6 protein-coding genes are annotated in these 6,740 nt (G+C 60.1%); 1 reads left to right on the forward strand and 5 read right to left on the reverse strand.

What is annotated here, in order from left to right; genetic code table 11:
* Together AB4Z11_RS18800 and AB4Z11_RS18805 are read right to left on the reverse strand one after the other, a co-directional pair.
* Positions 1-1,419, reverse strand: a 1,419-nt coding sequence (locus AB4Z11_RS18800) for a TonB-dependent receptor (protein ID WP_442026840.1), incomplete at its 3' end; no start/stop codon positions are given.
* A 188-nt stretch (positions 1,420-1,607) separates the two neighbouring features.
* Positions 1,608-2,600 (reverse strand): LacI family DNA-binding transcriptional regulator, encoded by a 993-nt coding sequence (locus AB4Z11_RS18805; protein ID WP_442026841.1) that lies wholly within the window; start codon positions 2,598-2,600, stop codon positions 1,608-1,610.
* A 96-nt stretch (positions 2,601-2,696) separates the two neighbouring features.
* Here AB4Z11_RS18805 and AB4Z11_RS18810 point away from each other — a divergent pair, with 96 nt between their 5' ends.
* Positions 2,697-3,692 (forward strand): alginate lyase family protein, encoded by a 996-nt coding sequence (locus tag AB4Z11_RS18810; RefSeq protein WP_442026843.1) that lies wholly within the window; start codon positions 2,697-2,699, stop codon positions 3,690-3,692.
* On the opposite strand, the gene AB4Z11_RS18815 is transcribed toward AB4Z11_RS18810, so the two are convergent.
* The 3 genes from AB4Z11_RS18815 to AB4Z11_RS18825 form a co-directional block, all read right to left on the reverse strand.
* Entirely contained in the window at positions 3,693-5,306 is a 1,614-nt protein-coding gene (locus AB4Z11_RS18815; RefSeq protein ID WP_442026844.1) for a DHA2 family efflux MFS transporter permease subunit, read from the reverse strand.
* Positions 5,307-6,395 carry an HlyD family secretion protein gene (locus AB4Z11_RS18820; protein ID WP_442026846.1) on the reverse strand — a complete coding sequence of 363 codons (1,089 nt, stop codon included), beginning with the start codon at positions 6,393-6,395 and terminating at the stop codon, positions 5,307-5,309. It lies immediately after the preceding gene.
* 26 nt (positions 6,396-6,421) lie between these two features.
* The coding region (locus tag AB4Z11_RS18825) for a winged helix-turn-helix transcriptional regulator (RefSeq protein ID WP_442026848.1) at positions 6,422-6,740 on the reverse strand (319 nt) is incomplete at its 5' end.

Consider the following 6,740-nt stretch of genomic DNA (forward strand, 5'->3'; position numbering starts at 1 on the left):
GTTCCAGCGCAGGCCGGCCACCAGCGTATAGCTCGGGATGAATTCCCACGATGCCTGACCGAACACCGCCTTGTTGATGTTGTAGATGTCCGTGTAGTAGTTGGTTGGGCTCGACGTCGACGAAGCACTGCAAACGGTCGGCGCCACGCAGAAGCCGCGAATGAAGTGACGGTCGATGTCATTGCGCGCCCACCACAGGCCTGCCACATAACGGAAGTTGCCCTGATCCGGCGACACCAGGCGGAATTCCTGAGTCTTGGCGCGAATCTTGTAAGTACCGAACTGGTTATTCCCCACTGTCAGACCCGGCACGCCTGGACGCGCAAGGGTTGGCACATCGGTAAAGTCCTGGTCGCGGTAGTCGTTCGCCGTGTAGCGCTCGTACGAGGTAATCGACATCAGCTGCGCATCGTTCGGCAAGGTGTATGCGAACTTCAGGCCGCTGCCGACGGTGCGCGAATCGATACCGGTCGGGAAATCGCGGCGCACATTGCGGTTACCCTGATCGTGCGGATCAATGCCCGCCAAAACCACGGATGCAGGCAACAGCGGATTGCCGTTCAAATAGGCGGTGCTGACGTTGGCCGGCGAACCATCAGCCAGGCGGAAGCCATTCACAGCGGTCACGCCGCGCGAGTTGGCCTGGTCGTTATAGTGCGGCAGCAGATCGATACCCAGGTCCGGAATCGGATGCCAGGACAGCTTGGCCATGAAGGTGGTGCCGGACGAGCCGTTCACATCCTGGCCGGTGGTCAGATTGTGGAAGTTGCCGGGCATGCGGGTCTTGCTGCCTGCCACGCGGATGCCGAAAGTATCCGACACCATGCCGCCAGCCGACAGGCCTGCACGCCACTCACCATCGTCCGTGTAGTAAGCGGTGCCGCGATACACCATTGGTCCGCCAATCGGCTTGGTCACGATGTTGATCGCGCCGGCAACTGCCGATTTACCGAACAGCGTACTTTGCGGCCCTTTCAGCACCTCGATGCGCGACACGTCAGCGAGGTCGCGGAAGGCCTGGAACTGCACCGCAATCGGAATATCGTCGATGATCACCGAAACGTCGGATTCGACGCCGATGCCGACCGACACGGTACCGATACCGCGCATGAACAGCGCGTTGTTGGCGGCCGTGGTGCCCGCTGCCATCGTCAGCGACGGCGTCAGCGCGATCACGTCTTCGATTTCGCGGATATTGTTACGGGTGATTTCTGCCTCGCTCAGCACCGAAATTGCCATCGGTACGGATTCGAGCTTTTCAACACGTTTGTTGGCGGTCACAACCACCGTTTCCAGCTGCCCTGCTTTCGTTGCGTCTTCCTGGGCCAATGCGATGCCGGTCATACCTAGCAAGGCCAGCGCTACTACTGCTGTGATTGGCTTTAACGGGCTATTGATGCGTTTGTTATCGTTAAGCACTGCTGTCTCCCCTCTTATTTGTTTAATGTTGCTCCGATTGAATAGTTAGCCTTTGTTTATTGGATAGTACAGGAAACTCAAATTTTAGGTAAGCGTTTAACTAGAATCGTGTTCAGTTTAGCTTTCAAGTTGCAAACAGGCCACACTTTGAGTGCTTAAAACGCTCCATAAGGTAAGCGTTTAACCACCTACCGACGAGACAGAACCGATGAGCGCACAATCAACTGAGGCGCCAGCGTCGTGACATCGCAGGAGTTGTCGCCGCCGATGGCGGACAGCAGCTTGTGCATGCCGGCCTCGCCCATCCGCTCGCTCTGCTGGTCGACCGTGGTCAATGGCGGGCTGGTGTAGCGGGCGAATGGAATATTGTCAAAGCCGGCCACTGAGACATGCAGCGGCACCTTGAAGCCCAGGCTTTGAATTCCCGCCATAAGCCCCACTGCCATCAGGTCGTTGTAGCAAACGATGGCGTCCGGATGCTGCTCACCGAGCATGATCAGGGAGCTTGCGAGCTCACTTGCCTTGGCGGTCGGCGCATCACAGTCGAAGATCGCCAGATTGAATTCGTGCGACGCCAGGCAGCTCTGAATGCCGTCCAGCCGCTCCCTGTTGCGGTTTGACTTGGAGAAGCCGAGATAGGCGATCCGCTTGTGTCCTGTCGCCACCAGATGCTGCGCCAGCATGAAGCCGGCGCGGCGGTCGTCGCCGCTCACGCAGGGCAGCCTGGCCTGCTCCAGCCGTCCGAAAAACACGAGCGGCTTGCCAAGCGCGATCATCCACGACATCTCCTGTTCCGGCAGACGTGAGTACACCAGCAGTCCGTCCACCCGCCGGCTAAGCGCTTCGAGCAAGGACCGTTCGCGATTGGGATTCTCATCCACATCAGCCAGCAGCAGGGTATAGCCATGGGCGAGCGCGACGCGATTGGCGCCTTTCACAATGCTGGTAAAGTGCGGGTTGCTGATATCCAGCACGGCCAGCCCGATCGAGCCGGTGCGGCCGGTGATCATCGCCTGCGCCTGCGGATTGGAGCGGTAGCCAAGCTTCTCGATGGCCGATTTCAGCGCCGCCTCCACCTCCGGCGAGAAGCGCTGAATGCCGTTCATGTACTTGGAAACCGTGGAAGTCGATACGCCTGCCGTACTTGCTACATCGCGGATGGTGGGTGGCTTGATGGTCATTTTGCTCCAGCGAGTTGGGAAAGCGTTTTACTTGCCAAGTTGACTTGCTAACAAATTGCAGTACACTGAGGTTAAACGATTACCTAAAATAAGGCTATGAATACTTCTCACTGGATTTCGACCCTGTTGTTCGCCTTGAGCACTGGAAACGCCCTTGCCTGCAGCGCGCCACCCGCCGCCGTCATCGATATCGAAGCCAACCGCTATTACACCGATAAACACAACTCCATCATCGATCCGGTGCTGCGGGCGAAAAACATCGCCTCCGTCAAACCGATCGACAACTTCCTGGACGCCGTCGCGCACGACGCCAGCAATTACCAGGCGGCGTCAGGCAAAGCGCTGGCGGACGCGCAGTGCGGCCTGAAGTGGATGGAGAGCTGGGCCGATCAGAAGGCCTTACTGGGAAAAATGTCGAGCAACCAGGCCTATTACACACGCAAATGGACGCTTGGCGGCCTCGCCATGAGCTACGCAAAACTGAAACCAGCGGCAAGCGAAGCGCAGAAGCGCAGCGTCGAAAGCTGGCTGAAGTTGCTGGCCGAGGAAACCGTTGCCCACTCCGATGCCTACAAAGGCGAGCGCAATAATCACTACTATTGGGAAGGACTTGCAGTGACGGCCACGGGTGCAGTAACCGGCGACGCGCGTTTTCTGGCATGGGGGCGCAAAGTGTTCGACGAGGCGATGTCCCAGGTCGCGGCCGACGGCTCCCTGCCTCGCGAAATGGACCGGGCAGTGAAGGCGTTGCACTACCACCTGTTCGCGGTGACGCCATTGGTGATGATGGCGTCCATCCTCGACATCCAGTCTCCCAGGCTGGACCAGCTGGTGAAGTTCACGCTCAATGGTATTGCCGATCCGTCCTACATTCAGACGAAGACCGGCTTTGAACAGGAGCGTCCGCACGAGCCGAACAGCTGGAAAGCCATTTACGATCGCCACACCTGCGGCCCCAGGTCGCCAGCCGAGCCGACCAACTGGCAGCCGCGGCTCGGTGGCGATTTGAACCTTGCCAATCCGCTGGAGCACCCGCTCATGCAGGGCAAGCCGCAGACCCCGCTGCCGGCGGCTTGCGGCGGCAATTCCTGATTAGTGCGCGTCAGCCGATGGGGCCTGTGGTGGCGCGACCTTGCGCATGAGCGGCGCCATCGCGGTCGTGATCATGAAGGCGACCAGGATGACGATGAAGATGTCCGAGAACGTCTGGGTCTGCGCTTCTCGCAAAGTCAGCCCCCATAACTGCTTCAACGCCCCGCCCTGCGCCGCAATGGCGTCGCCACCCCAGGCTGAAATCTGGCTGCCGGCACTGGCCAGCAAATCATTCATGGCTTCATTGCTGGTGTTCAGGTGCTCGGCAAGGCGCATGAAGTGCTGGTTGGTGCGGTCGTTCAGGATTGTGGCGCACACCGCGATGCCGATTGCACCACCCAGGTTGCGCATCAGGTTGAACAAACCGGATGCCAGCTTCAATCGCTCCGGCGGCAGATTGCCCAGCGTGAGTGTAACTGTCGGCGCCACGGCGAATTGCTGGCCGATGCCACGCAAGGCTTGCGGCAGCATCAGCTGCGATGCGCCCCAATCGTGGGTGATTGGCGAGAAAAACCACATCGACACGCCGAAGCACGCCAGACCAAACATCATCAGCCAGCGCAGGTCGACGCGGTTGGCCAGCGCCGAATAGAACGGAATGGACATGACCTGGAATACGCCGGTCGAAAACACGGCCAGGCCGATATCCAGCGCACTGAAACCACGCACGCGGCCAAGGAACAGCGGCGTCAGATAAATCGTCGCAAAGATGCCGACACCGGTCATGAAGGAAAAGAAGCAGCCCAGCGCGAAGTTGCGGTCCTTCAGGGCGCGCAGGTCGACCACAGGATGCGCATAAGTCATCGAGCGCCAGATGAAGCCTATCGCAGACAGGCCGGAAATCCAGGCAGTCGACAAAATAACGCTGTCGCCAAACCAATCCAGACGCGGGCCTTCTTCCAGCGTGTATTCGAGACAGCCAAGGAACAGCGCCATCAGCAGCATGCCCAGATAGTCGGCATTGCGCACCAGCTTCCAGTTAGGCTGATCGACCTTCACCAGCATCGGCACGGTAAAGGTGACGAAGATTCCCGGCAGCAGATTGATGTAGAAGAGCCAGTGCCAGTTAAAGTGATCGGTGATCCAGCCGCCGACCGTCGGGCCAAGCGTCGGCGCCAGCGAGGCCAGCGCGCCGACCGTGGCCGCCGCAATCACACGCTGCTTCCCTTGATAGAACACGAACGCCGTGGTGAACACCATGGGAATCATGGAACCGCCAAGAAAGCCTTGCAGCGCACGGAACGCGATCATGCTCTGGATATTCCACGCCAGGCCGCACAGCATGCTGGAAATCGTGAAGCCGGCCGCGGAGGCTGCAAACAGCCAGCGCGTTGACATCACCCGCGCCAGCCAGCCGGAAAGCGGAATGACGATAATTTCAGCGATCAGATAGCTGGTCTGCACCCAGACCGTATCGTCCGCGCCGGCCGACAGGCCGCCGCCGATGTCGCGCAGCGAGGCGGACACAATCTGGATATCGAGCAGCGCGATGAACATGCCCACGCACATGGTGGCGAAGGCCAGCATCTTCTGCTTTGGCGTCAGAAGGTCGGCCGGATTAACGGCTGCTGCTGGTGCGGGTGCGGCCGGTAAGGCCTTGGCAACGGTGCTCATTTACTTCTCGCCTTGCGTATTAACGCTGGCAAACACGGAAAGACCCGGACGGAGCAATCCCAGTTTGGCATCCGCCTCGTCGAGCAGAATACGCACCGGTACGCGCTGCACGATCTTGGTGAAGTTACCAGTGGCATTTTCCGGCGGCAGCACACTGAATTGCGCACCCGTTGCCGGCGCCAGGCTGGCCAGACGGCCATGAAACTCACGGCCTGGCAGCACGTCAGCGCGAACGGTCACGCGCTGGCCTTCGTGGAAATGCGCCAGCTGATCTTCCTTGAAGTTGGCATCGACCCACAGGCCTTGCGACGGCACGACCGAAAGCAGCTGGTTGCCCACGGTCGCATAGGCTCCGGTACGTGCGCGCCGATTGCCGACCACGCCGTCGATCGGGGCGCGCAGCACCGTGTATTCGAGATTCAGTTTCGCCAGATCGCGCTCGGCTTCCGCCTGCTGCAAGGCGGCTTCAGTTTGCTGCTTGCGGGTGCCGATCACGTCCAGTTCACGCTGGGCCGCCGTCAATTGTGCCTGCGCCTTCTGGTCTTCGGCCTGGGCCTGTTTGAAGGCAGTATCGGCCTTTTGTTCGCTCTGCACGGACACCGCCGACTTGGCAACCAGGTCGCGATAGCGCTGCTGGTCGTCGCGCGCACGGAATTTCTCGGCATCGCTGGCTGCCACGCCGGCACGGGCCTGATTAATAACAGCGCCCTGCTGCTCACGCAGCGCATCCAGGTTGGCGATCTGCGCACGGGCCGCAGCGACTGCGCCTTCCGCCTTGTTCAGCGCCGCCCGGTAGTCGCGGTCGTCGATGCGGGCCAGCACGTCGCCTGCGTGAACAACCTGGTTATCGGTGACGGCAACTTCGGTCAGGTAGCCCGCCACTTTCGGCGCGATCAGGGTGATATTGGCGCCGACATAGGCGTCATCGGTGGTTTCGATAAAGCGGCCCGTGTTCCACCAGTGCGCACTATAAGCTGCCGCGCCAACCACAATAGCGGCCAGCACGGCAGTAGTAATCAGGCGCTTCCGGCCCGATGGGCCTTGCGCGGGGACGGAATGAAGGCCGGTGGCCGTGGCTTGTGCAGTCATGATGGTCTTTCAGCGAGATATGGAATTCAGTTGGCGCCGTCGTTCAGATTCGTACGGCTTTCGATGAGATCGAGGCGGGCGCGCATGGCGTCCGTCGCCGTCGGACCCGCCACATAGCGGTGGCGTTCCGGTGTAATCGGGATGCCGCTATTGCGATCCACCAGCATTGGCTCGACCGGCGCGCCGGTTTCGCGATCCTGCAGCACGACGCTCAGGCCATCCGGCGTGAAATGGCGGTTGGCCCAGGCCAGCATGCCAATCAGCACGGGACGAAAATCCTGGCCGATCGCTGTCGGAACATATTCATAGCGCGGCGGATGCGTGTTGTATTGCCGCTTTTCCATC

It is taken from the genome of Pseudoduganella sp. RAF53_2 (assembly GCF_052113985.1).
GTDB lineage: Bacteria > Pseudomonadota > Gammaproteobacteria > Burkholderiales > Burkholderiaceae_D > Rugamonas.

Coding starts and splice junctions, on each gene's coding strand:
- AB4Z11_RS18805 (WP_442026841.1), bottom strand. CDS start 2,600: ATGACCATCAAGCCACCCACCATCCGCGATGTAGCAAGTACGGCAGGC.
- AB4Z11_RS18810 (WP_442026843.1), top strand. CDS start 2,697: ATGAATACTTCTCACTGGATTTCGACCCTGTTGTTCGCCTTGAGCACT.
- AB4Z11_RS18815 (WP_442026844.1), bottom strand. CDS start 5,306: ATGAGCACCGTTGCCAAGGCCTTACCGGCCGCACCCGCACCAGCAGCA.
- AB4Z11_RS18820 (WP_442026846.1), bottom strand. CDS start 6,395: ATGACTGCACAAGCCACGGCCACCGGCCTTCATTCCGTCCCCGCGCAA.